At 67.1% G+C, this 23,752-nt stretch carries 19 protein-coding genes and 5 pseudogenes; 8 read left to right on the top strand and 16 right to left on the bottom strand.

What is annotated here, in order from left to right:
• Positions 1-12: 12 nt before the first annotated feature.
• The 9 genes and pseudogenes from CTJ15_RS23675 to CTJ15_RS02095 all read right to left on the bottom strand — a co-directional run bounded on the left by CTJ15_RS23675 (position 13) and on the right by CTJ15_RS02095 (position 10,376).
• Positions 13-393 (bottom strand): hypothetical protein, encoded by a 381-nt coding sequence (locus tag CTJ15_RS23675; protein WP_126281743.1) that lies wholly within the window; start codon positions 391-393, stop codon positions 13-15.
• 4 nt (positions 394-397) lie between these two features.
• Positions 398-1,060 carry a ParA family protein gene (locus CTJ15_RS02120; RefSeq protein WP_075822242.1) on the bottom strand — a complete coding sequence of 221 codons (663 nt, stop codon included), beginning with the start codon at positions 1,058-1,060 and terminating at the stop codon, positions 398-400.
• A gap of 286 nt (positions 1,061-1,346) precedes the next feature.
• The gene (locus tag CTJ15_RS02115; protein WP_099780968.1) at positions 1,347-4,637 is read right to left on the bottom strand and encodes an error-prone DNA polymerase; all 3,291 of its coding nucleotides are present in this window, start codon (positions 4,635-4,637) and stop codon (positions 1,347-1,349) included.
• Positions 4,638-4,644: 7 nt separating this feature from the next.
• Positions 4,645-6,144, bottom strand: coding sequence for a DNA polymerase Y family protein (locus CTJ15_RS02110; protein ID WP_037251613.1), 1,500 nt, complete (start codon positions 6,142-6,144; stop codon positions 4,645-4,647).
• On the bottom strand, positions 6,134-6,373 hold the full coding sequence (locus CTJ15_RS23670) for a hypothetical protein (RefSeq protein ID WP_126281742.1): 240 nt from the start codon (positions 6,371-6,373) through the stop codon (positions 6,134-6,136). Before CTJ15_RS23670 ends, CTJ15_RS02110 begins: the two co-directional genes overlap by 11 nt.
• A gap of 155 nt (positions 6,374-6,528) precedes the next feature.
• The gene (locus CTJ15_RS02105; protein ID WP_099780967.1) at positions 6,529-7,635 is read right to left on the bottom strand and encodes a helix-turn-helix domain-containing protein; all 1,107 of its coding nucleotides are present in this window, start codon (positions 7,633-7,635) and stop codon (positions 6,529-6,531) included.
• A gap of 310 nt (positions 7,636-7,945) precedes the next feature.
• Positions 7,946-8,350 carry a hypothetical protein gene (locus tag CTJ15_RS02100; RefSeq protein WP_099780966.1) on the bottom strand — a complete coding sequence of 135 codons (405 nt, stop codon included), beginning with the start codon at positions 8,348-8,350 and terminating at the stop codon, positions 7,946-7,948.
• Between the two features lie 187 nt (positions 8,351-8,537).
• A pseudogene (locus CTJ15_RS25235) lies at positions 8,538-8,753 on the bottom strand (transposase); the annotation flags it as partial.
• A gap of 394 nt (positions 8,754-9,147) precedes the next feature.
• Positions 9,148-10,376, bottom strand: a protein-coding gene (locus tag CTJ15_RS02095; RefSeq protein ID WP_226945908.1) for an IS3 family transposase whose coding sequence is annotated in 2 segments (ribosomal slippage) — positions 9,148-10,061 and positions 10,061-10,376 — 1,230 coding nt in all. Because the reading frame shifts where the segments join, the coding sequence is not laid out codon by codon here.
• A 236-nt stretch (positions 10,377-10,612) separates the two neighbouring features.
• Here CTJ15_RS02095 and istA point away from each other — a divergent pair.
• The 3 genes and pseudogenes from istA to CTJ15_RS02080 form a co-directional block, all read left to right on the top strand.
• Positions 10,613-11,608 (top strand): annotated as a pseudogene (gene istA, locus CTJ15_RS02090) (IS21 family transposase); the annotation flags it as partial.
• A 118-nt stretch (positions 11,609-11,726) separates the two neighbouring features.
• Positions 11,727-13,073 (top strand): IS5 family transposase, encoded by a 1,347-nt coding sequence (locus tag CTJ15_RS02085; protein WP_099780965.1) that lies wholly within the window; start codon positions 11,727-11,729, stop codon positions 13,071-13,073.
• Between the two features lie 21 nt (positions 13,074-13,094).
• Positions 13,095-13,367 (top strand): annotated as a pseudogene (locus tag CTJ15_RS02080) (IS21 family transposase); the annotation flags it as partial.
• Between the two features lie 108 nt (positions 13,368-13,475).
• Here CTJ15_RS02080 and CTJ15_RS02075 read toward each other — a convergent pair.
• Genes CTJ15_RS02075 through CTJ15_RS02060 form a run of 4 tightly spaced genes read right to left on the bottom strand, consistent with a single transcriptional unit; the run spans position 13,476 to position 16,413 of the window.
• On the bottom strand, positions 13,476-14,075 hold the full coding sequence (locus CTJ15_RS02075) for a plasmid pRiA4b ORF-3 family protein (protein ID WP_099780964.1): 600 nt from the start codon (positions 14,073-14,075) through the stop codon (positions 13,476-13,478).
• The gene (locus tag CTJ15_RS02070) at positions 14,072-15,661 is read right to left on the bottom strand and encodes an IS66 family transposase (RefSeq protein WP_126281739.1); all 1,590 of its coding nucleotides are present in this window, start codon (positions 15,659-15,661) and stop codon (positions 14,072-14,074) included. Before CTJ15_RS02070 ends, CTJ15_RS02075 begins: the two co-directional genes overlap by 4 nt.
• A gap of 39 nt (positions 15,662-15,700) precedes the next feature.
• The gene (tnpB, locus tag CTJ15_RS02065; RefSeq protein WP_099780963.1) at positions 15,701-16,048 is read right to left on the bottom strand and encodes an IS66 family insertion sequence element accessory protein TnpB; all 348 of its coding nucleotides are present in this window, start codon (positions 16,046-16,048) and stop codon (positions 15,701-15,703) included.
• Positions 16,045-16,413 (bottom strand): transposase, encoded by a 369-nt coding sequence (locus tag CTJ15_RS02060; protein WP_099780962.1) that lies wholly within the window; start codon positions 16,411-16,413, stop codon positions 16,045-16,047. The genes tnpB and CTJ15_RS02060 overlap by 4 nt, the downstream gene beginning before the upstream one ends.
• A gap of 10 nt (positions 16,414-16,423) precedes the next feature.
• On the opposite strand from CTJ15_RS02060, the pseudogene CTJ15_RS02055 reads away from it, so the two are divergent.
• Together CTJ15_RS02055 and istB are read left to right on the top strand one after the other, a co-directional pair.
• Positions 16,424-16,759: pseudogene (locus CTJ15_RS02055) on the top strand (IS21 family transposase); the annotation flags it as partial.
• The gene (gene istB, locus CTJ15_RS02050; protein ID WP_099780961.1) at positions 16,759-17,487 is read left to right on the top strand and encodes an IS21-like element helper ATPase IstB; all 729 of its coding nucleotides are present in this window, start codon (positions 16,759-16,761) and stop codon (positions 17,485-17,487) included. The pseudogene CTJ15_RS02055 and the gene istB, both read left to right, overlap by 1 nt.
• Before the next feature lie 64 nt (positions 17,488-17,551).
• Here istB and CTJ15_RS02045 read toward each other — a convergent pair.
• Together CTJ15_RS02045 and CTJ15_RS02040 are read right to left on the bottom strand one after the other, a co-directional pair.
• A pseudogene (locus tag CTJ15_RS02045) lies at positions 17,552-17,905 on the bottom strand (SDR family NAD(P)-dependent oxidoreductase); the annotation flags it as partial.
• 60 nt (positions 17,906-17,965) lie between these two features.
• Complete coding sequence (locus CTJ15_RS02040) at positions 17,966-19,357, bottom strand: NAD-dependent succinate-semialdehyde dehydrogenase (RefSeq protein ID WP_099780959.1); 1,392 nt, start codon at positions 19,355-19,357, stop codon at positions 17,966-17,968.
• Positions 19,358-19,961: 604 nt separating this feature from the next.
• On the opposite strand from CTJ15_RS02040, the gene CTJ15_RS02035 reads away from it, so the two are divergent.
• Both CTJ15_RS02035 and CTJ15_RS02030 read left to right on the top strand, forming a co-directional pair.
• Positions 19,962-20,546, top strand: coding sequence for a cation:proton antiporter (locus CTJ15_RS02035; protein ID WP_193009562.1), 585 nt, complete (start codon positions 19,962-19,964; stop codon positions 20,544-20,546).
• Positions 20,547-20,813: 267 nt separating this feature from the next.
• A complete protein-coding gene (locus CTJ15_RS02030) occupies positions 20,814-21,899 on the top strand; it encodes a hypothetical protein (protein ID WP_099780957.1) in 1,086 nt (361 codons plus the stop codon).
• Here the strand turns inward: CTJ15_RS02030 and CTJ15_RS02025 are convergent.
• Positions 21,850-22,929, bottom strand: coding sequence for an IS630 family transposase (locus CTJ15_RS02025; RefSeq protein WP_099780956.1), 1,080 nt, complete (start codon positions 22,927-22,929; stop codon positions 21,850-21,852). The two genes, CTJ15_RS02030 and CTJ15_RS02025, sit on opposite strands and share 50 nt — an antisense overlap.
• A gap of 112 nt (positions 22,930-23,041) precedes the next feature.
• Between CTJ15_RS02025 and CTJ15_RS02020 the strand changes: the two genes are divergently transcribed.
• Positions 23,042-23,716, top strand: coding sequence for a DMT family transporter (locus CTJ15_RS02020; RefSeq protein WP_099780955.1), 675 nt, complete (start codon positions 23,042-23,044; stop codon positions 23,714-23,716).
• Positions 23,717-23,752: the final 36 nt, after the last annotated feature.

Genomic DNA, 23,752 nt, shown 5'->3' with positions numbered 1-23,752 from the left:
TGAGGTCTAGCTTCATCGGATGCGAAGGGTATGCCCGTGGGTTTCGAGCCAAAGGTTCATGGCTTCGCGGGCAAGCTGGCTCAGCGTCATCCTTCGACGCTTGGCGATGATGCTCAGTTCGGTGTGCATCTCCTCATCGAGAGCCACCTGGACCATGGCCTTCCCGTTGCGCCAGTCATTTCGGCCTCGGCCTCCACTGCGTCCAGGCGGCATGTTGACAGCAGAAGCCGGATCGGCAGGCTGTGCGGCTCCTTTCGTCGGAGAGGTGATCGCAGATACCGTTGTGGTTCGGGTCTCGCGGTTCCGCTGAAGACGTTCCGCCAGGCCATCCGGCTGTGCCAAACCTTCCGCCTCGATATCCAGGTTGGCAATCGCGCTGCTGCGTCGTGCCATCTTCTTAAGCCGCCCTCTCCTGCCTTTGCCGAGCGATACCAAGTTCGGTCTTCAACCACTTCCACACGCCCCTGATCTCATTGGCCGCGCTGTGATTGGGCTCGAATTCGGTGACGCCCTGGCCATTCTCCAGTGCGACCCGGTAACTGGCGCGGTGCGTGTAAGGAACGGGAGCAACCTTGCCTCCAGCACGGCCGATGGCCACCGATGCGTCGCCACGGCGACGGGTCGCGCCTGCACTCCAGTCGATCAGCAGGACATAGTTCGGCTTCTGCTCCGCTCGAAGACGGCTGAGCGTTGGTCCCAATGTCGACAATTCGAGATCGGTAGGATGGCATGGGATCAGGATGAGGTCTGCCTTGGCGATAGCAGCCGTGATGGCATTGTTGTCGCGGCCGGCAGTGTCCAGGAAGACAAGATCGGCGCCAGCCTCTTCCAGCTCCGCGAGGCGGTCTTCCACGTCGATGGGAACGCATGTCTCAGCAAGCGGCTTTGGCGGGAGCTTGGCCTTCTTACGGACCCTCGCCCACCGGCCGACCGATGCCTGCGGATCCAAATCCAGGATGCCGACCTCAAAGCCCTCCTCAACCGCGGCACAGGCTAGATTGAGAGCGGCGGTTGATTTGCCCATTCCGCCTTTGTCGGACGTTACTGCGACCACTTTCATGCGCTCATGCCCTCATACCCTCGCAAGATCATGAGGGATATACCTCATGAGGACGTGACACAACATCCTCATGATCGCATGATCTCCAAAGGTCATGACCTCATGAGGAATGCACCGAGTTCATTCTCAGAATATCGCTTAAACCAATGATTATTATGTACTAATACGATAGGGAATGCCCACCGCTGCCACGCCAATGAGTTCCTATCCTCATGAGGGCATGAGATAACGGGGAGAGGAAATGCGGCGCCCTTTCCTCATGAGGAAATGAGGTCATGACTTTCGGTTAGCGGAAATCACGACTACCTGGCATCCTCTGACTGGATCGCCCCGATCCGGGATCGGCGCGGCGCACCTCGTCAGCGCGGGCCATGGACCGATCGCCCCAGCTTTCAGGTCCGGGCTCCGCCATCAGCCCACGCAGGAGATCGGAGCGGTCCTCCAGGCGGCGGCAGATGAGGTGGACGATCGGCACCTCGGCGCGCCGTTCCTCGCGCTCCACCCGGGCGTCGACCACCATCAGCCGGGCGCCGATCAGCGCGGCCCGGTCGCGGGCTGCGACGTCGGCATACACCACCAGGTTCGCGGTGCCGTGCTCGTCCTCCACGGTGACGAAAACGATGCCCTTGGCGGTGCCCGGGCGCTGCCGCATCAGCACCATCCCCGCCAGGCGGACCCGCTGCCCGGCGCGCAGGCCGCCGAGCTCGCGGCTATCGCGGCAGCCGAGCGTGCGCAGCCGTGGGCGCAGCAGGGCCAGCGGATGCTGGCGCAGGCTCAGCCCCGTCGCGGTGTAGTCCAGCACCACCGACTGTCCGGCGGCCTCGGCGGGCAGGGTGGGGGCGGGCTCGCGGAGCAGTGGCGGTTCGCCCGCGGCGGCAGCCCGGGCCGCCAGCCGCAGCAGGGGAGGGGTGTCGTTCTCGACCCCCCTGGCATCCCAGATGGCCGCCCGGCGATCGAGGCCCATGCCCGCGAAGCCGTCCGCCGCGGCCAGCGCCTCGATGGCCTTGCGGCCGATGCCGGCGCGGCGCACCACCTCGTCCACCGAGGCGTAGGGGCTGCCGTTGCCGGCACGCCGGGCCTCGGCCACCCGCTGGCCGTCCTCGGCGGCCAGGCCCGCGGCGAGGCGAAGCCCCAGCCGGAGCGCCAGGCCCTCGGCGCTGCCCGCCTCCGGCTCCAGGGTGCAGTCCCACTGGCTCGCGTTGACGTCGAGCGGCCGCACCGCCACGCGGTGCGCCTGGGCATCGCGCACGATCTGTGCCGGCGCGTAGAAGCCCATCGGCTGGGAGTTCAGCAGGGCGGCCGCGAACACGGACGGATGGTGGCACTTCAGCCAGGCCGAGGCGTAGGCGAGGTGGGCGAAACTGGCGGCGTGGCTTTCCGGGAAGCCGTAGGAGCCGAAGCCCTCGATCTGCCGGAACACCCGCTCGGCCAGTTCGGGATCGTAGCCTCTGCGGACCATGCCGCCGACCAGCTTGTCCCGGTACACCGCCACGCCCTGCGTGTACTTGAAGGTCGCCATGGCGCGGCGCAGCTGGTCGGCCTCACCGGGCGAGAAACCGGCGGCGACGATGGCCACCCGCATGGCCTGCTCCTGGAACAGCGGCACGCCCAGCGTGCGGCCGAGGACCTGCTCCAGCTCGTCCGCTGGCCCGTGCTCCGGGGCAGGGGAGGGGTAGACGGGCTCCTCGTCGCCCCAGCGGCGCCGCAGGTAGGGATGCACCATGTCGCCCTGGATCGGGCCGGGCCGGACCAGGGCGACCTGCACCACCAGGTCGTAGAACCGCGCCGGCCGCAGCCGGGGCAGCATGTTCATCTGCGCCCGGCTCTCGACCTGGAAGACGCCCAGGGAGTCGGCTCGCCTCAGCATGGCGTAGGTCCGCTCGCAGTCTCGTGGCACACCGGCAAGATCAAGATCGGCGAGGCGGTGCCGGCGCAGCAGGTCGAAGCCGCGCCGCAGGCAGCTCAGCATGCCCAGCGCCAGGATATCGACCTTGAGCAGACCGAGCGCCTCGACGTCGTTCTTGTCCCACTCCAGCACCGTCCGCCCCTCCATGGCGGCGTTGCCGACCACGGCCATCTCGATCAGCGGACCGCGTGACATGACGAAGCCGCCGACATGGGTGGCGAGGTGGCGGGGGAAGTCCTGGATCTCCTCGGCGAGTTCCAGGGCCAGGCGGAGGCGACGATCCGCGAGGTCGAGGCCCTCGGTCGCGGCGATCTCGGCCAGGCTGCTGTCCCGACCCGGGCCCCAGCTCGCCTTGGCCAGCCGCCCGGTGACGTCCTCGGACAGCCCGAGCGCCTTGCCGACCTCACGCACCGCCGAGCGGCCGCGAAAGCGGATCACGGTGCCGACGATCGCCGCGCGGTCGCGGCCGTAGCGGCGATAGATGAACTGGATCACCTCCTCGCGCCGCTCGTGCTCGAAATCCACGTCGATGTCGGGCGGCTCGGCGCGCTCGGCCGAGAGGAACCGCTCGAACAGCAGGTCGTGCTTGGAGGGGTCGACCGCGGTGATGCCCAGCACGTAGCAGACGGTGGAGTTGGCGGCCGAGCCGCGTCCCTGGCAGAGGATGTCGTGCTCGCGTGCGAAGCGCACCACCTCGTCCACGGTCAGGAAGTAGGGCGCGTAGTCCAGCTGCTCGATCAGCCGCAGCTCGTGGTCGATGCGCGCCTGGATGCCGGGCGGCACGCCGCGCGGGAAACGCGCCGCCGCGGCCGCCGCCGCGCGGGCCTCCAGCGTCTGCTGCGGCGTGCGGCCGGGCTCCAGGATCTCGTCGGGGTATTCGTGGCGCAGATCGGCCAGCGAGAATCCCCGGCAGGCGCCGAGCACGCGCAGGGTGTGGCGCAGGGCTTCCGGATAGTGGCGGAACAGCCGTGCCATCTCGGCCGGTGGCTTGAGGTGCCGCTCGGCATGGGGCTCTGCCAGGGGCCCGAGCCGGTCCACGGTCCGGCCGAGGCGGATCGCCGTCAGTACGTCGGCCAGCGGGCGGCGCGAGGGAACGTGGTAGCGCACGTCGTTGGTGGCCAGCAGGCCAGCGCCGGTGACGGCCGTCATCTCCGCCAGCGCCTCCAGGCGGTCCGCGTCGATATCGTCGAAGCGGATCGTTGCCGTGCAGAGCAGCGGCATCGCCAGGATGTTACGCAAGGCTGCAGCATCGGCCTGCAGCCGGTCGGCGAAGGCCAGGTCCGGGCGGACGGGAGACACAGCGGCCAGGCACCAGCCCTCCGCATGCCCCACCATCTCCTGCCGGGTGAGGGCGCACTCGCCCTTGGGCGAGCGCATGCGGCCGAGCGAGAGCAGCCGTGTCAGGCGGCCATAGGACGCCCGGTCGGTCGGCCAGGCCAGATACTCGGCGCCGTCGTCCAGCCGCAGGCGGCACCCCACGGCATAGGCGATACCCGCCTCCCGGGCGGCGACGTGGCCGCGCACGGAACCCGACAGCGTATTGGTGTCGCAGATCCCGAAGCCCGCATGGCCGAGCGTCGCGGCGGCCACCGCCAGCTCGCCAGGATGCGAGGCGCCGTCGAGCAGGCTGAAGTTCGAGCGGCAAGCGAGTTCCGCGTAGTCCTGCACCATGGCGGTGTCACGCCAGCTCGCCGTGCAGGAACCAGCGTGCCGGCGCCGCCGGCCTGTCCTGGCCGAGACGGCAGATCCACAGCCGGCGACCGGATTCCGTCTGCACCCGGTAGTAGTCTCGGCGCGGACGGTCGTGGCGTTCGGTCCACCACTCCGGCTCCAGCCGCTCCGGGCCGGCGGCGTGCCGGACCCGATGCATCCGGCCATCCAGGCGCAGCTGGGCTGGCGGGCCATCCGGCGCCTCGGCGAGCACGGTCATCTCCCGGGGCCGGTCGAGCAGGCGCACCGGCCGCAGCCGCTCACCCCAGCCGGCGGGCACGGCGACGGGAGCATAGGCGTCGACCGGCACCGCGGCGTGCTCGGGCCAGTGGCTGCCGGTGGGCTCCATGCGCCAGAGCGACAGCCGCTGCCCCAGCCGGTCGAGCAGCTCCGACAGCGCCCGGCCCTCGTCGCCGGCCTCGTGCCCGCCCAGGCGACCGGCCAGCTGGTGGTCGCCGAGCGGGTTCGTCTCGGTCACCTGCAGCACCATGCGCTCGAAGCCGAGATCCGGCTCCAGCCGCTCCAGTAGTCCGGCGAACAGCCGCAACAGATGGGCCGGGTCACGACTGGCGAGGCCGGTGCCGACGGCCACCTCCTGCACCGCGCCATCCACGCGGAAGGCCAGCAGGCTCAGCCGTCGCGCTCCGCGGCCGGCCTCGGCCAGGGAGTCGCACAGGTCGTCCAGCAGCGCGGTCACCGCCCGGTCGATGGCCGGGCGGGTAAGAATGGGCTCCAGGAAGGAACGGGCGGCGGAGAAGTCCGGCGGCGGTCGGATCGGGTCGAGCGGTCGGGCACGGGCGCCGAGAGCGAAATCCAGCCGGTCGAGCAGTTCCCGGCCGAAGCGCCGGGCCAGCGAGGCGCGCGGCTGGCGCAGCACGTCGCCCAGCGTCGCTAGTCCGAGCCGGCACAGGTCGCCCGCCATGCCCCCGGGCAGACGCAACGCAGCCACCGGCACGGTCCGCAGCGCGGCGGCATCCTCGCCCGGCGGCACGATGCAACCATGCAAGCCTGCCCGCAGCATGGCTGCGGCGGCATCGGCATTGCCGGCCATGGCAAGCTGCGTCGTGTATCCGGCGGCGGTGAAGCGCGCGGCGACGTCGGCCATCATGTGTGACTCGCCGCCGAACAGTCCGGTGCTGCCCGTGACGTCGAGCACCAGCGCATCGGGTGCATCGAGCGCCACCAGCGGCGTGAAGCGCAGCGCCCAGCACGCCAGCCGATCCAGCAGCGCCGCCTCCGCCGCCGGGTCGGCCGGCTGCAGCACGAGGTCCGGCCGCATCGCCTGGGCGTCGGCCAGGGCCTGACCCGCCTGCAGCGGCGGCGCATCGACGCAGGCGATCAGCCTCCGGTTGCCCTGCTGCTGCCAGGTCGCGAGCGGGCGGTCACGGAGCGACGGCTCTCTCCGTCGCAGGCGTTCGATGGCGAGCAGCGGCAGGCGCACGACGAGGACACGTCGCTTATCCGGCACGATGCGGCCGTCCGGGCCTGCGCTTCATCAGGACGAAGCCGGTGCGCTGGAGGTGCTGGGTGAGGTGACGGGCCGCGAGGCCCGCGATCATTTCGCCGCCATGCGGCCGGGGTCGGCCGCGCTCGTCGTAGCGCAGGGCATAGGCCAAGGCTTCGGTGACCTCCTCCGGCTGGGCAGGAGATAGGGCATGGGAGTCATCAGGAGGGTTGCTGGGGGGCACTTCGGACATGCCGGCAACCTAATCCGCGAATCCGGAACATAACAAGAACATAGAATAGGGCCGCCGTAGCGCCGCCTTGCCACCCATGCTGAAAAGTGGTGACCCACAAGGCCTTGGCGCACCTTGTGAATCTGAAAATGCAGCGACTCGCGCCGATCACACTCTCATGACCGGCGGGGTTCGCTTCGAGGCGGTGAGTCGCGCCACGAGGTCGGCACGCGGCGGCTGCGCTGCCGCAGGGCGGGGACGAGATGCATCAGCACCTCGGGCGTGACCGGGAAGCCGCGCAGCGCGGGCATCGCCGGCGCATGGCCGGATCCTGACTCGCCCCCTGCCGGCCTATCCGCGCGGACTGCGACCAACCGGCGGGGCGATCCGGTTCCGCCTGCTTCTACCTCCTGAGCATGGCCGCAGGCCTCCGGTGCAATCGCGTTAGCGATAGAGACTTGGTTTGTAGGTGTAATGGGGTGCAGGGCGGCTGCACCGTACGGTGAATCATCCTCGCAATCCGCAGGGAATGCCTGACGCAGGGCCTGGGTCGCCTGGTCCAGCAGCAGGCGTAGGCGCCCGGCGAGGGGGGCCAGGGGCCTTGGGTCATCGACGCCCTGGACCTGCGCGATCAGCGCCTCAGCCTGCGCCTCCAGCTCCTCCCAGAGGGTGCCGGCCACCGCCTGGGCGGCGCCGACGGCCGTCAGTTCCAGCAGCTGACGTCGCAGGAAGCCGCACTCCCGCCGCAGCCGCGCTGCCTCGGCCGCTTCCTGCCGCTGCACCTCCAGCAGCCGCTCCCACTGCGGCAGCCGCTCGGCTAGCGGCGCCAGGCTGAAGCCCGACGCCTTTGTGATGCGTCCCTCCGCATCCCGGAAGCCCCAGTGCTGCCCGCCGCCTTGCTCGTGCGAGACGATCAGGCCCGCCTCCAGCGCCAGGGCGATATGGACCTGGACTGACCGCAGCCCGAGACCGAGGTCACGCATCAGCTGCCAGCGGCTTGGCCAGACGATCGGCAACCCCTTGCCGTCCCAGTCCTGCGCCTGGGTGTAGCGGAACAGCACGTCGATCAGCGTGCGCAGGCGCTCGTCCAGCCCCAGGAGCGGGAAAGCCTGCTTGAACACCGCCAGCACGCGCCAGTGGCTGACCGTCTCGAAGCAGCCGGACAGATCGGCGGTATTGCGGATCTGCGCCGGGGTGACGCGGCGTCGACCAGTCGGGCGAGAAGGCAGCACCCGCCTTCCTGCGGACCGGGACGGTGGTGGCGATTGGTCGGTCGTAGCCATGGGCTCGCTCCTGGCGAGCGCGCAGCCGCACTGGTCGACAAGGCTCTCCCGTTGTCAGGCACAGCAGTGCTTGACGGAGGGTCGTCCCGGGCCTAGCTTGGGGTTCGGATTTACTGCCCCAAACTTAGGTATCTACGGTGCGGAACGGCTGGTGCCTGCAAGCACCAGCCGTTTTTGCGTTCAGCGCGCCATGTTTGTCCTCAGAGGACGGTTGAAGGATAGTCCATACCCGCTTGAGGCGAGTCCGGACAGGGTGAGACTGCGCGTGTCAGCGGCGGCTTGTCCAGTCGAGCTAAGTCCCAAAATCTGACTACGCGGCAGTATGTCGTTCTGCTGGTGCCACGCGACGACCGCCCAGCCCTTTGCGGCTGAGGTAGAGCGAGAAGGCGGTGACGATGACAGAGGCCCGGGTGATGCCAGCGGTGGTGGCCAGGCGCTCCAACTCCTCGCGCACCGGCAACTCCATCCAGATCGGCTTGCGAGGCTGGCTCGTGGGTACGGCAATGTAGGTCACGCGCCTGCCCCGCGCTTCCTGACGGCCGAGGGCCATGATGGCCTCGCCCTGGATATCACGCAGGTGCAGCTTGCGCTGGCCAGGCCTGCGCTCCTTGTTGCGTCGTTCCACCAGGGCGATCATGGCCTCGTGGAAGCCGGCCGGCAGAGGGGTTTCGATCTTTGCCAGGCTCATGGTGTCCGCGGTGGGGGTTTGCGCCATCCGTGCGATTCCCGGGGTTGCTGGTCCGACTGGCTGCAAGCGGCCAAGGTCCAATCCCCACGATGCCCCAGGGCTCGGCGGGGTGCCAGCATCGGTGCTCGCCGCGATCCCGGGAGTACTGCACAGGATACTCGTTCCAGCGCTTCCACAGCCGCCGTCCGAGGTGCCGGATGGCACGCAGCGTCTCGTTCCGCTCGGTCGCGCCGGTGGTTCCTTTCTTCCACGGCTTGCTGTTGCGCCGTGGTGGCACGATCAGGTCGGCTTGGCGGGCGGCAGAGGCCTCGTAGACGCCGAGGGTGTCGTAGGCCCCGTCGCCGCTGATCACCCCGATCCGCTCGGCCTTCGGCAGCTGCGCCAGCAGGCCCGGGACGATCTCGCCAACCCCGTGCCGGTGGTCCGTCATCTCCACGGCCCGCACTTCATGGCTGTCCGCGTCGATCACCCGATGCCAGCGTCATCGTCGGCGTCGACACCCACAGGTCCACCCACGCCGTCGTCGCGATCAGTGCGCTCGGTGCCCTCCTCGGCAGCCTGTCCATTCCCGCGAACAGCCGCGGCTACCGAACTCTGCTCGATTGGGCACGGTCCCTCGGTCCGATCCGCGCCTTTGGCGTCGAGGGCACTGGAGCCTACGGCGCAGGCTGGACTTTCCCGGGTGGAGTGGAGAGCGCTCAGGTAAGGTCGTGAGGACCGGGAGGGCGCGATGGGAGATCCACGTCAGCGGGGCTGGACGGAGGAGTTCAAGCGGGAGGCGGTCCGGCTGCTGTCGTGGCCTTGCCCCACTTTCACGGACACTGTTACGCGGCTGATGCCGCTGTTTGGAATGTCGCTGCCTTCTGCTCGGGGGTGAGATAGCCGAGCGCCGAATGCAGGCGGCGTCGATTGTAGAAGCCCTCCAGATACTGGAACACGTCGGCCCTGGCCTCGTCGCGAGTGAGGTAGTCGCGCTGCTCGACGAGTTCGCCCTTCAGGGTGGCATAGAAGCTCTCCATCGGCGCGTTGTCCCAGCAGTTCCCCTTGCGGCTCATCGAGCAGAGCATGCCGTTCTCGGCGAGCCGGCGGCGATAGCCATGGGCGGCATATTGCACGCCGCGATCCGCATGGTGCAGGAGGCCAGGGGCGGGCCGTCGGCAGGCGATCGCCATGTCGAGTGCGGCCAGGGCGAGTTCGTGGCCGAGGTGGTCCGCCATGGCCCAGCCGACCACGCGGCGCGTGCACAGGTCCAGCACCACGGCCAAGTACAGCCAGCCCTCGGCGGTCCACAGATAGGTCAGATCGGCCAGCCAGACCCGGTCGGGCGCGGCGGCCGTGAAGTCGCGATCGAGCAGGTTGGGGGCGACCGGGAAGGCATGCCGGCTGTCGGTGGTGCACCGGAACCGGCGACCACGCCGTGCCGACAGCCCCATGCCGCGCATCAGCCGCGCCACCCGCTTGCGGCCAACCCGCCGTCCTTGGGCGCGCAGCGCGGCATGCACGCGCGGGCTGCCGTAGCGGCCACGGCTGTCGGCGTGCGTGGCCCGGATCTCGGCTGCGAGGACCCGGTCGGCCGCCGCCTGCCTGCTCTCCGGCCGGCGAGCCCAGTCGTAGTAGCCGCTGCGGCTCACGCCCAGCACCTCGCACAGGATGGCAACCGGAAAGACGGCGACGTGATCGCGAATGAAGCCATAGCTCACCTCCGGTCCGTCGCCTGGCCGAAGATGAGCGCCGCTCGCTTTAAGATGTCGCGCTCCATGCGCAACCGCTCGACCTCGCGCCGCAGCCGCCCGATCTCGGCCGCCTGCTCGGCCGGGCTCGGGCCGACGCGACGCGCCGGCGCCGCCGGTGGTGTCGGAACCGCCAGCGCCGGCGCGCCGCTCCCCACCGCCGTGCCCGTCGGCGCCCAGCGCAGCCAGCTGCGCACCAGCCGGTCCGGTAGGCCCAACTCGGCCGCCACCTGCGATACCGACCGCCCACCGCGGACCGCTGCCACCGCCTCCAGCTTGAACGCCTCCGGAAAGAACCGGCGCTTTCCGCTACCCTCTGCCATCCGTACCTCCAGGCCCTTCAGCCTATCAGAGGTGTCCGTCACAGCGGGACAGGGCCAGTCGACGAGCGGGCGGACGGTGGGAGAGGTGGCTGCCGACCTTGGGGTGGGCCAGTCGACGCTGATGTGGAACGGCATGGAATAGGAACCCTGTTGGAGGGGTGATCGGCGTCCAAACGGGACCCCACTGACGGCGGGGTTCACAGTGGTTCCCGGGATGATCGGGAGCCAGGGCTGGGATGCTGGTCGTGGAGACGGTGGCAAAGATCCGGCGCCTGCACTGGGTGCAGGGCAAGTCGATCAAGGCGATCTGTCGCGAGCTCGGGATTTCGCGAAAGGTGGTCCGGAAGGTTCTGCGGTCCGGGGAGACGGAATTCCGCTACAGCCGGGCGCGGCAGCCGCAGCCCAAGCTGGGACCTTGGCAGGCCGATCTGGAGCGCCTGCTGGAGGCGAACGAGGCGCGGCCGCGGCGCGAGCGGCTGACGCTGGTGCGGGTCTACGAGGCGCTGCGTGGGCTGGGATATGAGGGCGGCTACGACGCGGTCCGGCGCCATGCGCGGGGGTGGCAGGCGTCACGGGCGACGGCGGTGGCAGCAGCCTTCGTGCCGCTGAGCTTCGCGCCGGGCGAGGCGTACCAGTTCGACTGGAGCCACGAGGTCGTGCTGATCGGCGGCACGACGGTAACCGTCAAGGTCGCGCATGTGAGGCTATGCTACAGCCGGATGCTGTTCGTTCGCGCTTATCCGCGCGAGACGCAGGAGATGGTGTTCGACGCCCATGACCGGGCGTTCGCCTTCTTTCGCGGCACCTGCACGCGGGGCATCTACGACAACATGCGCACGGCGGTGGACGCGATCCTGGTGGGACGGGATCGTGCCTACAACCGGCGTTTCCTGCGCATGTGCAGCCACTACCTGGTCGAGCCGGTGGCCTGCACTCCGGCCTCAGGCTGGGAGAAAGGTCAGGTCGAGAACCAGGTCGGGCTGGTGCGGGAGCGGTTCTTTACGCCGCGACTGCGGGTGAGGAGCTACGAGGAGCTGAACGCCCTTCTGCTGGACCGGTGCGTGTCCCATGCCCGGGCCAATCGGCATCCGGAGCAGAGGGAGCGGACAGTCTGGGAGGCGTTCGAGGCGGAGCGGCCAAGCCTGGTGCCCTATGCCGGACGGTTCGACGGGTTCCATGCCGTGCCTGCCGCGGTGTCCAAGACCTGCCTGGTGCGGTTCGACAACAACAAGTAGTCGGTCTTGAACATCTCATAGAGCGCTGATTTAGTTGGAATATTTTCCGGATCGGGCGCCCTGGATTTGCAGGGTTCGATTGTTTTCGACGACAAACCCTGCGAATCTTGCGGGCATGAAGCACCGCCCGCGCCCGCCGGAACAGGCCGATCTGCTGCGTCCTCGACTGCTCGACATGATCGATGGGCGGCACGAACTGGTGCGGCTGGCGGCGCTGATCGACTGGTCCTGGTTCGAGCGGGAATGGGCCGGCTTCTTCCCCGCCGCTGAGGGACGGCCGGCCACCCATCCTCGCCTGGTCGCCGGGCTGATGTACCTCCAGCACGCCCATGGCCTCTCCGACGAGGCGGTGCTCGCGCGCTGGGTGGAGAACCCGTACTTCCAGCACTTCACGGGTGAGACCTTCTTCCAGCACCGTGCGCCCATTCACCCCTCCTCTCTCAGCCGCTGGCGCGGCCGCATCGGTGAGGAGGGCGTGGAGTGGCTGCTGAGCAAGACCATCGAGGCGGGTCGGGCCTCGGGTGCCGTGACGCCGCGCAGCCTGTCCGAGATCGCGTTGGACACCACGGTGATGGAGAAAGCCATCGCCCATCCGACCGACAGCCGCCTCTATGAGCGGGCCCGCCGCTCGCTGGTGACGTTGGCGCACAAGGCCGGGATCGCCCTGCGCCAGAACTACAATCGCCTGGCGCCGCGCCTGGCCGGCCAGGTGGGGCGCTACGCCCACGCCCGGCAGTTCCGCCGCATGCGCCGGGCGTTGCGCACGCTCAAGGGCTACACCGGCCGCATCCTGCGCGATGTTGAACGCAAGCTCGGCGCCGTCCCTGACGGGCCACTGCGGGATCGGATCAACGACAGGATGGCGCTCGTCACGCGCCTGCTGCGGCAGACGCCGAAAAGCCCGCGCAAGCTCTACGCCCTGCACGAGCCGGCGGTGGACTGCATCGCCAAGGGCAAGGCGCGGGTGCGCTACGAGTTCGGCGCCAAGGTCAGCGTCGCCACCACGATCGAGGGCGGCTTTGTCGTCGGCATGCGCAGCCAGCCCGGCAACCCCTACGACGGCCACACCCTCGCCGACGCCCTGCAGCAGGTCGAGACCCTCACCGGCCAGCGTCCCAGCCTTGCCGTGGTCGATCGCGGCTACCGCGGCCATGGCGTCACAGCAACCAGGGTGCTCGTCAGCGGCACCAGCCGCGGCCTCACGCCCCGCCTGCGCCGGCTGCTCCGCCGCCGCAGCGCCATCGAGCCCGAGATCGGCCACATGAAGACCGACGGCCGCCTCGCCCGCTGCGCCCTCAAGGGTACGACCGGTGATGCCCTCTATGCCGTCCTCTGCGGCTGCGGCCACAACATCCGCAAGATCCTCGCCCACCTCAGGGCCCTTTTGACGGCTCTCCTCGCCGCTCTTCGCGGAGCCATCCAGCCGGCAGACCGTCGCCCGCTCGCCTCCTCGGCAGCCTGAAGCAGTTATTCAAACCCGACCAAGTACTCGGTGATGGCGAGCGCGGTGGGGCGGCCGGTCGAGATCCGGGCCTATGCCGAGCGGATCGAGCTGCGCCAGGACGGCCGGGTGGTGGGCGAGCACCGGCGCGTGTTCGGCCGGGACCAGACGGTGTTCGACCCCTGGCACTACGTGCCCGTGCTGGCGCGCAAACCTGGAGCGCTGCGCAACGGGGCACCGTTCAAGGACTGGCTGCTGCCCGGTGCACTGGAACGGGTCCGCCGCAAGCTGGCCGCGGCCGCCGATGGCGACCGTACCCATACGGCCAAGGCCGCGGGTAGCCGAGGACCGCGGATTGGCGGCGTTCACCGCTATCGGTCGGGGCTGAGCTCCTCTGGGGCGCTGATCCTGGGAGGGCCGCGATCAGCTTGCGGAATTGCGCCGGGTGGCTGGCTTGCGTGACCACGCCTTGGCGAGGGTGTCGACGGCTTTTGCGTGCTCTTCGAAGTCGATGCCGGCGGGATCGAAAGGCACGCCGACCCAGCGAACCATCTCGGCGTGGCTCTCGTGCTTCGGGTCGGCGATCGCGTCGAGGAACTCGGCATAACCTGGGGGTCCGCCAACGTCCTCGGGTGGGCAACGGCCTGTAGCATTGATCAGGAACGGGTAGAGCAGGCCGGGGATAGCATCGGCGATGCGCTCGACCTTGACCGTGTGTTCCCAGCCGTCACCGAAGTCGTAGAGGTACCTCAGCGTCTTCGCGCCGGTGTCCTCGATGACGTCGAGGAGCCGCGTCTTGCGGGCGTCGAGCGGGCCGTCTCCCCAGTCTGGGTCGGGCACGCCCCAGCCCACGCCGCGGGCGCGGATCTCGTAAAGGTGGCTGTTGGTCCAGCCCATGGCGGCCTGCAGCACCAAATGCAGGCGATCGAGCCGGATGGTCAGCGGCACCTCGACGCGGCGCGTCACCGCGGGCTTGACGTCGTCGAGGGTGATCTTCAGCCGGGCGATGTTGGAGCTGGTCATGCCGCTTCCTTGCCCTCCCTCGCACGGGTCCAGTTCCAAGGCAGCAGCTCGTGCAGGCGCGAGGCAGGGTGGTCGGCGATGCGGGCGAGGACATCGGCCAGCCAGGCGCGCGGGTCGACGTCGTTCAGCTTGGCGGTGTAGATCAGCGAGTACATCGCCGCGGCCCGGTCGCCGCCGCGATCGCTGCCGGCGAACAGCCACGACTTCCTGCCAAGGGCGATACCGCGCAGCGCCCGTTCGGCAGCATTATTCGTGAGGCAGATCCGGCCATTGCCGAGAAACCGGGTGAAGGCTTCCCAGCGCACCAGCATGTAGTCCATGGCCTTGGCGACCGGCGCGTGCCGGGACACCTTGCCGCGGCTCTCGCGCATCCAGGTCTCGAAGTCGGTGACCAGCGGCGCGACGTGCTGCCGGCGAAGGACGAGCCGCGCCTCGGCGGGCAGGTTGTTGATGGTGCGCTCGGCATCAAAGATGGCGTCGATCTGGCTCACCGCCTCGACGGCGAGCGGCGCCCGCGACAACTCGGCCAGTTCGAACAGCTTGCGCCTGCCATGCGCCCAACACGCTGCCTCGGTGACCGGCCCCGGTTGTCGGTCGGCCTCGTAGAGCCCGTTGTACCCGGCATAGGCGTCGGCCTGCAGGATGCCGGCATAGCCGACCAAGTGCCGGTTCGGATGCTCGGCTGTCCGGTCACGGGAGTAGCGGAACATCGCCGCCGGCGGTGCCCGGCCGCCAAAGGGCCGGTCGTCGCGGACATAGGTCCAGACCCGGCCGGTGATGGTCTTGCCCTTGGCCAGCACGGGGACGGTGGTATCGTCGCCGTGCAACCGCTCGGCCGCCAGCACATGGGCCTCGATGAGGGTGACCAGCGGGTCCAGGTTGGCGGTGCAGGCCCCGACCCAGCCGGCGATGGTCGAGACGCTGAGTTCGATGCCCTGCAAGGCATAGGTCTCGCTCTGGCGGTTCAGCGGCAGGTGCTGGCCGAACTTGGCCTCCAGGATCATGGCCAGCAGGTTCGGTCCTGCCCGGCCGCGGGCGATGGGGTGGAACGGTGCCGGCGGCTGGGTGACGCTCTCGCAGGAGCGACAGGAGAACCTCTCCCGCACGGTCTGGATGACCTTCCATCTGATCGGCTCGACCTCGAGCGTTTCCGTGATGTCCTCGCCCAGCTTGGACAGCCTGCCATTGCAGCAGGGACAGGTCGTCGGCGCCGGCAGGACAATCCGCTCGCGTGGCAGGTGAGCCGGCAGGGGGGCCCGCACCGGCTGGCCGCGGGGCGGACTGTCGGGGCGGCGGGTGCTGCCGTCCTTGTAGGCTGCGCCCTCGACCTTGGCGGCGTCCTCGCTGGCGGCGGCGACCAACTCGCCGAGCTCGAGTTCCAACTGGTCGAGCAGCTTGCGGCCGCGCTCGGAGGAGGCGCCGTACTTGTCGTGCTTGAGCCGGGCGATCAGCAGCTTGAGATGCGCCACCATCGCCTCGGCGCCGGAGGCCCGCGCCTCGGCCTCACGCCGGGCCGACTGCTCCGCCGCCAGCGCGGTGCGCAGCGCGTCGATATCGGCGGGGATGGTGTCCGGCGCGGGTATCACGACAGAAATTGAATCATACCCGATGCCCGCCTGCCAGCCTTATCCGGCGACCTCCGGACGCCATGTCCGTTGCGGGTTCCGCCAATCGATGCCGTCCAGCATGTAGGCCAATTGCGACCCGGAAATCGCCACCGCGCCATCCGCCGGCGGCGGCCAGATGAACCGGCCGCGCTCCAGCCGCTTGGCGTAGAGCGACATGCCGAGCCCGTCATGCCAAACGATTTTTACCAGGTCGCCGCGGCGGCCCCGAAAAACGTAGAGATCGCCGGCATGGGGATCGCGCCCGAGCGCCTGCTGCACCTGTAGCGCCAAGCCATTCATGCCGCGCCGCATGTCGGTGTGGCCCGCCGCCAGCCAGACCCGGACACCGGAGGGAACCGGGATCATCCGCGCAGTGCCGCCATCACACGCCGCAGCGCGGCAGCGCTGATCCCCTCGTCGACGCGGATCACCGTACCGTCCGGCAAGGCTATCTCGATCCGGGGAGAAGCCGCCGGCGCAGCCTCAGCCCGAGGGGCGGGTGCCGGCAGGTCCTCTGCCACCTGCACCGGCATGAACATCGGCACGGGTTCGGCCACCAGCACGCCCTGCCGCGCCTGCTTGCGCCAAGCCCAAAGTACGCTCCGGCTCACCTCATGCCGGCGAGCTACCTCTACGAAGCACGCGCCGGGACGTTCAGCCTCGGCCACGATCCGCAGCTTGTCCGCCACCCGCCATTGCCGGCGACGTTCGACGCCGCTGATGATCTCCATGTCCCAAACCGCCCCGTTCTTAACAACGCTCCTACGAGCGTTGATAAGATCAGAAGACAGGTTCAGCCCCAGGCTGGAAGGCGGCCCTCACCGAAGGGGTACTGGCGACCGGCAGATGGTGGAGATCCTGACCAGGGTGTTGGACGACGGTCTGGCTGCGGTCGAGGCCGCTTGCAGCGAGGCGCTGCGCGAGGGCGTCCACTCGGCCGACGTCATCCTCAACATCCTCGCCCGCCAGCGCGAGCCACCGCCGCCGGTGACCATCCTGACCCCGGAGGCGCTCCGGCTGCGGCATGCGCCGCTGGCCGACTGCACCCGCTACGACAGCCTGAGGAGAGGACCCTGATGGAACGCACCGCTATCCTCGCCACCATGGGCGAGCTCAAGCTCTACGGCATGCGCGCGGCGTTTGACGCCATCATCACGGCCGCCGTCAAACGCCAACATGAGCCACAGCAGGTCATCGGCGACTTTGTCTCGGCCGAGATCGCCGAGAAGCAGGCGCGCTCGATCAAGTACCAGATCACCACCGCCAAGCTGCCGCTGGCCAAGGACGTGGACGAGTTCGGGTTCGACGGTACCCCGGTCAACGAGGCTCTGGTCCGTGATCTCGCGGGGGGTGGGTTCCTGGCCCAGCAGCGCAACGTGGTACTCGTCGGCGGCACCGGCACAGGCAAAACTCATTTGGCCATCGCCATTGCCCGGGCCTGCATCCGCGATGGAGCGCGCGGGCGGTTCTACAACGTGGTGGACCTGGTGAACCGTCTTGAGGCCGAGACCCGGGCCGGACGACAAGGGCGCATCGCCGACCATCTCTGCCGCCTGGATTTCGTTGTCCTCGACGAGCTTGGCTACCTGCCGTTCGCCCAGTCCGGCGGCCAGTTGCTGTTCCACCTGGTCAGCCGCCTCTACGAGCAGACCTCGGTCATCGTCACCACCAACCTCGCCTTTGGTGAATGGCCCAGCGTCTTTGGGGACGCCAAGATGACCACCGCCTTGCTCGACCGCCTCACTCACCACTGCGACATCGTCGAGACCGGCAACGACAGTTGGCGATTCAAGAACCGCGCCTGAACGCCTTACAAGAGGGGTCCCTTTTGCGCGCCGATCTGAGGTCCCCATTCAATGCCGATTGACAGACCACGCCATCGACATTGATCCGGAAGATGCGCTCGAGATCTTCCGCCCGCACCTCCGAGAGCGGCTTGACCTGAGCGATGCCGGCGTTGTTGACGATCACGTCGAAGCCGCCGAGTTCCCTCTCTGCATGGTCTATGGCCGCATAGACATTGTCACGCTGGCTGACATCCGCGACGAAGGTCGTCGCCTTGACGTCCAGGGCCTCGATCTCCTGGCGAACCGCTTCAAGTGTGTCGGGCTTGATATCGACCAGGGCCAAGTTTGCCCCATCCCTTGCCAGTCGCAACGCGATGCCACGGCCAATGCCCTGGCCCCCGCCTGTCACAAGAATGACTTTCCCTTTTACCGACATGAATTACATCCTCCTGGTCTGGGAAGCCGCACTGCGAATGCGTGCCTCCTGAACGACGCATCAAAAGCGAGCATCGATGTCCACGACGCCAATCAACTTGTGATTGACGAATTCCTTCAGGCCAAGCCCGATGAGCTCGCGCCCATAGCCGGAACGGCGGATACCGCCGAACGGCAGGTCGGCCTCCACCTTGGTCGGGTGGTTGACGTACACCATACCAGTTGAGATCTTTCCGGCAATTTCAACGCCATGGGCCGCATTCGATGTGAAGACCGAACCTCCGAGGCCGAAAGGGGAGTCATTGGCGATGCGCACGGCATCGTCCTCATCCTTCGCCCGGAACAGCATCGAGACCGGGCCGAAGAACTCCCAGTAGCGCGCCGGATTATCTTCGCGGACCCCGGTCAGGATGGTCGGCTGCACGAAGGCGCCCCGATTGGGAACAGGGGGGCCGACCTCCTCGGCCTTGGCGCCATGCTTCACCGCCTCCCGGATCTTGTTCCTCAACTCTTCGGCGGCGCCCTTCGATGACAACGGCGCCAGCGTTGTCTGCGGGTCGAAGGGATCGCCGGCCACGAGGCCTGCGACACCCTTGCGGTAGAGGTCGAGGAAGGCGTCATAGACCGGATCGACGACAATCATGCGCTTGGAGGAGGTGCAGACCTGCCCGCCATTCCAGTGACGGCCGAAAACGGCCCATTTCGTCGTCTTCTCCATGTCGGCGTCGGCCAGCACCACGAAGGAGTCCGCGCCTCCCAGTTCCAGTGTCGATTTCTTGAGCGCCTTGCCTGCCTGCGCAGCGACAAGCGACCCCGCACCCTCCGACCCTGTCAGCGCGACGCCGTGGACACGGTCGTCATTGAGGATCAGTTCAATTTGAGATCGGGTAGCATAGAGGTTCCTGAAGGCGCCGTCCGGCAGTCCGGCCTCCTTCATCAGTTTCTCAAAGGCCGCCGCGCATTGCGGCACGTTGGAGGCATGCTTCAGCAGCAGCGTGTTGCCCGCAGACAGCTGCGGAGTCAGAATGCGGGCAATCTGGTAATAGGGAAAGTTCCACGGCTCAATCGCCAGCAGCACACCGAGCGGCTCATGGACGAGGGTCGCCTCACCCTCTTCCGGATCAAGTACCGGTAGCTTCTCGGGCTTGAGAAATTCCTCGGCATTGCGGACGTAGTACTCGAAGATCTTCGCCGATAGCTCGACTTCGGCTTTGGCTTCCGCAAAAATCTTGCCCATTTCGAGTGTCAGCAGCTTGGCATAGGCATCGCTGTCGCGGCGCAGGATATTCGCCGCATTCTGCAGGATCTTCGCACGCTCCGCGAAACTGGCTTGCTTCCAATGCAGGAAGGCATCATGCGCCCGGATGATGGCTTCCTTCACCTCTGCGTCGGTCGCGTCGGCAAAGGTCGCGAGCGTTTCTCCCGTATATGGATTCACTGACGCATAAGCCATTTCTCTCTCCTTCCTCAGGTAACCTGAGATCCACCTGTCATCTCAATGAGTATTAAAAGCTGCCGAGCGGCGTGCATTGATCAAAATCACGAGGCCTTTGGCCTGTGTTGGGTCTCCAGTTCCAAGCATCGGGCGATGGCCACGAAAGCCGGTGGAGGCCGCTGGGCCATCTATCTGATGAAATGCGCGACGAGCGGCGCCGCAAGTACGCTCCGAAGTCCACCGGACACCATGACGACCCTGACCATCGCGCCTCCCGATTTGCCAAGATGCTTCGCGTGGACAGTGCCGACCCCGTGAGCGCCGACATCGAACACCGCGCCCCATGGTGAGCGGACGCAAACGGAATGCACGCCACGATCAGGCCATTGGTAGCCAATCCTGAGCTTTTCCAGGCCAGATCGACAATTTGACCTTCGTCAAAGCCGACTGGCTATGAACCTGCCCTCTGGCGCCGCAGTCGATGTCATCACCCACCCAGTCGCTTTCTCCAAACTTTTCGCTCCAACGACTGGTTTCTCAACTGGTGATGTAAATGGTACGTCAAAAGGGAGGGCATCCACACCGGAGTGCCCTCCGCTGTTGCCACTGGGATTTTCAAGTCGTGAGCCTTACCGCGATTATTCTTTCCCTGGTCGGCTGTCTTTTGATGATCACCGTCCTTGTACAGGTCCTGGCGGCGCGAACGACCCTTCCAGAGGCGACCCTTCTTTTTCTGGCTGGTATCGCTCTGGGCAGCCTGCTTCCCCCGGCACGAGCGATCACGCCCTGCCCCGTGCAGGCTGTGCTCGATCTGTTGATAGAGCCGGTCCTGCCAGCCGAAGCGCATCTCTGGGTTTTCCTCCCGCCGCTGCTTTTCCAGTCGGCCCTTGCCATCGAATTTCGTGAAATGCTGCCGGATCTGGCACCAATCCTGTTGCTGGCCTTGGTCGCGGTCTTTGTGGCAACGGCAGTCACCGGTTTTACCATGCAGTTGGTCTCCGACCAGGGGTTGGTGATCTGCCTTCTGCCTGGGGCGATCATCGCCACAACCGATCCTGCCGCCGTTATCGCCGTATTCCGCGAGGTGGACGCACCAGAGCGTTTGATCCGCCTCGTCTCAGGTGAGAGCCTGCTGAACGATGCGGCGGCCATCGCTATCACGGGCGTTCTTCTGGCAATGCTGGAGGGCGACGTGGCAGCGGCTTAGCCCATGGCTGGGTTGCGGCAACTTGCCCTCTCACTGGGCGGCGGCGCTCTCTGCGGCGCTGCTTCCAGCCCTCCGCAGCCTGCCGCTGGCTGAGATGGCCCTCACGCTGGCTCTGCCCTATCCACTCTACCTAGTGGTAGACCAAGTGCTGTCCGTATCGGGCGTCGTGGCGGTGGTTGCGGCCGGTCTGGTGGTCAACACTCTTGGACGGACACGGATCTCGCCCCGGAACTGGAGACATATTCACCTGATCTGGGACAGATCGCTATGCTGGCCGGCGCGATGATCTTTCTCCTGGCCACCGTGCAGACACGGCAACTCCTGGGTGGAGTGGGATGGTATAACCTCCTGCTTCTGCTGGTCCTGGTGCTAGCGGCGCTGGTGGCCCGGCTGATGGTTCTCTTCGGCCTGTTACCGGTCCTGGGCTTGCTGCACCTGGGCGCTCCGGTCAGCACCGCCCACAAGCTGGTCATCGCCTGGGGCGGCCTGCGGGGCGCGGTCACACTGGTCCTGGCGTTTGGCCTCGCAGAAAACTCGTCCCTTGCGACGGGCCAGCGCCTCTTCGTGGCCCACTTCGCGATGGCCTTCGTCCTGTTCAGTTTGCTGATCAACGGCACGACCTTACGCACGGCCATTTGCTTCCTGGGGCTCAACCGGCTTTCGCTCCAGAATCAGGCACTGCAATGGCAGGCTGTACATCTCGCCACGACCGAAGTCCTGGTCCGGATGGCCGATACCGCCCGCACCTTCCATCTGCCAGAGAATGTTGCGCGACACGCGGCATCGGAGTACCGCACCGGCATGGAGGTCGGCCTGAAACAGGATGACCTGGACCTGGCCTTGTCGGAACACGAAAGGCTGATCATCGGCCTCGTGACTCTGGCCACCCGGGAGCGGAGCCTGATCCCGCTTTTCGGCAGAGGCGTCATCTCTGTCCATAACCTCGATACCATGATGCGCAACACAGGCTATATGATCGACGCCGCCGAGCGCGACGGCCGGGTGGGCTATAATCGCGCCGCACAGCAGATCTTGCAGCCACCCTGGAACATGCCTGTGCTGGAGTGGATAGGCCGGCATCTGGGGATCCGGCGACCACTCGAGAATGCTCTTGCAGACCGTTTTGAAATCCTGGTCTGCCGACGGGTCGTTCCGGAGCAACTTCGCCGCTATAACCAAGCTTCGATTGGTCTCCTGCTGAGCGGTCGCATGACCGCGCCCCTGGACAGCGTGCTTGCCGTTCGTATCGAACGCTTGGAACAGCCGCTGACTGGAACAGCGCCGAGTTTCCGAATTGGGTCTCCTAGTGGAGTGATTCCAGCAGACGTTTCCCGCTCTGGTGCTTGCCGATGATGGTGTCGGCGGGTGCGGTCCAGCGGAAGGGCTTGGGGTCGGCGTTGTGTGCATCGAGGTAGGCGCGGATGGCCTGGTTCAGCTCGATCACGGAGCGGAAGACGCCGCGCTTCAGCCGCCGCTTGGTCAACGTGGCGAACAGGCCCTCGACGGCGTTGATCCAGGAGGCCGAGGTCGGCGTGAAGTGGACATGGAAGCGCGGATGCCTGGCCAGCCAGCGCTTCACGACCTCGGTCTTGTGGGCGGCGTAGTTGTCGAGGATCAGGTGCAGGTCGAGCTCGGCCGGGGTCTGCTTGTCGATCAGCCGCAGGAAGCGGATGAACTCGGCGGCGCGGTGGCGGAGCATGCACTGGCCGATGACCGTGCCTGCCTTCACGTCGAGCGCGGCGAACAGCGTCGTCGTGCCGTGGCGCTTGTAGTCGTGCGTCATGGTCGCGCCCCGGCCCTTCTTCATCGGCAGCCCCGGTTGGGTGCGGTCGAGCGCCTGGATCTGGCTCTTCTCGTCCACGGACAGCACCAGGGCGCGCTCGGGCGGATTGACGTAGAGCCCGACGATGTCGCGGACCTTCTCGACAAACTTCGGGTCATTGGAGAGCTTGAAGGTCTCGACCCGGTGCGGCTTCAGGCCGTGCTCGCGCCAGATGCGGTGGATGGTGGACGGCGCCAGGCCGCTTGCCTTGGCCATCGAGCGCAACGTCCAGTGCGTCGCCGCAGGCGGGTCCTCGTACAGGGTGCGCTCGACGACAGCGGCGATCTGCTCGGGCGAGGCAGCGGCGAAGGCACGGCCTCGCGGGGCGTCCCGGAACAGGCCGTCGGCGCCGTCCTCCATGTAGCGCGCCTGCCAACGCCAGATCGTGGGCTTGCCTTTGCCGGTCGCTGCACGGATCGCCATCGTCCCAGCGCCGTCTGCTGTCATCAGCACGATCCGCGCCCGCCAGACGTGGTGCTGCTGGCTCTTGCGATTGGCGACCACGCCTTCGAGCCAGTCCCGGTCGCCCGGCCGAAGCCGGACCTCAACGCCTTCCCTCATGTGCCCAGACTTGCAGGTCCGGGCCAGCATGGGAATCATCAACGCCGATCAAACCACTAGACACCATCGCTCTTAATGAAAGGAGCCGATATTGCCTGCTGCCCGTCCGACAATGGGAGTTTTCCTTGGCTTTGCCTCCTTTGCCGTTTTCTCCCTGAGTGATACCTGCGCCAAGCTGATTGCCGGTGGCCTGCCGCCTTATGAAACCGCTTTCTTCGGAGCTGTCTTCGGGTTGACCGTCCTGCCGTTCCTGCTGCAGCCAGGAGATCACTGGAGCGATATCTTCAGGACAACCAGCCGCCCGATCTGGTTGCTGCGCTTCTTCGCCTACCCGGCAGGTGTAATCGGCAGCGTCACGGCCTTCACGCACCTTTCGATGGCCGAAGCAATGGTCCTGATGTTCCTACAGCCGGCCTTCGTTACTATCATGTCGGTTCTCTTCCTGAAGGAAGCGGTAGGCCTGAAACGCTGGTCGGCGGTAGTGCTGGGCTTCATCGGCGTACTCATCGTGCTCCGGCCGGGTTTCCGCGAGCTTTCCGTTGGACATGTCGGAGCCGTCTTCGCAGGGTTCGGGGGTGCCGTCTCGATCGTGACCTTCCGGGCAGTAGGTGCTGCCGAGAAGAGAATTTCGCTCTTCGGCGCGGGTATCCTGGGCGCGCTGGTCGTTTGTGGCGCACTCAGTCTGCCGGATTTCGTTCTGCCTGACGCCCTGCAATGGGGGCAGCTGGCCGGTTATGGCTTCCTGGCTGCCGCAGCGAATGTACTGACGGGATTGTCAACTTGTTGAAGTCGAGGCCGAGTTTGTCCGGCGTGCAGCAGGATT

It is taken from the genome of Roseomonas sp. FDAARGOS_362 (assembly GCF_002754815.1).
Lineage (GTDB): Bacteria > Pseudomonadota > Alphaproteobacteria > Acetobacterales > Acetobacteraceae > Roseomonas > Roseomonas mucosa.
This window is presented reverse-complemented; position numbering and strand designations above follow the sequence as displayed.